The 974-nt window shown below is 60.4% G+C and carries 1 protein-coding gene; it reads left to right on the plus strand.

The features are described 5' to 3' along the window. The coding region (locus K5E19_RS22985; RefSeq protein ID WP_260411925.1) for an iron-containing alcohol dehydrogenase at positions 1–974 on the plus strand (974 nt) is incomplete at both ends.

The following is a 974-nucleotide window of genomic DNA, read 5'->3' on the forward strand; positions in this document are numbered from 1 at the left end:
TGAGTTTTATGTTGGCACTTCCCAAAATCATCCTGCACGGCGCGGGCGCGATCGGCGACATGGTTAATCTGGTGGCGAGCAAACAGTGGGGCAAAGCACTTATCGTCACTGACGGACAGCTGGTTAAAATGGGGCTGCTCGACAGCCTGTATACCGCCCTGGACGCCCATCAGATGTCGTATCACCTCTTTGATGACGTGTTCCCGAATCCGACGGAAGCGCTGGTCCAGAAAGGGTTTGCGGCCTATCAGAGCGCCAGCTGCGATTACGTTATCGCCTTCGGCGGTGGCAGCCCAATTGATACGGCGAAAGCGATTAAAATCCTCACCGCCAACCCTGGCCCGTCGACCGCCTATTCCGGCGTCGGCAAAGTCAAAAACGCCGGTGTGCCGCTGGTGGCCATTAACACCACAGCAGGCACCGCAGCGGAGATGACCAGCAATGCGGTGATCATCGACAGCGAGCGTCAGGTAAAAGAGGTGATTATCGACCCCAATATTATCCCGGATATCGCCGTGGATGATGCCAGCGTGATGCTCGATATCCCCGCCTCCGTCACCGCCGCAACGGGGATGGACGCCCTGACGCACGCCATCGAAGCCTATGTTTCCGTCGGCGCTCACCCGCTCACCGATGCTAACGCCCTCGAAGCGATTCGCCTGATCAGCCTCTGGCTGCCGAAAGCCGTCGACGACGGACACAACCTCGAAGCACGCGAACAGATGGCATTCGGCCAGTATCTGGCAGGCATGGCGTTTAACAGCGCCGGGTTAGGGCTGGTTCACGCACTGGCGCATCAGCCGGGGGCGACGCACAATCTGCCGCACGGCGTCTGCAACGCCATCCTGCTGCCGATCATCGAAAACTTTAACCGCCCGAACGCGGTGGCGCGTTTCGCCCGCGTGGCGCAGGCGATGGGCGTGGAGACGCGCGGGATGAGCGATGAAGCGGCCAGCATGGAGGCGATCAACGCG

The organism is Enterobacter sp. RIT637 (assembly GCF_019718755.1).
Classification (GTDB): domain Bacteria; phylum Pseudomonadota; class Gammaproteobacteria; order Enterobacterales; family Enterobacteriaceae; genus Enterobacter.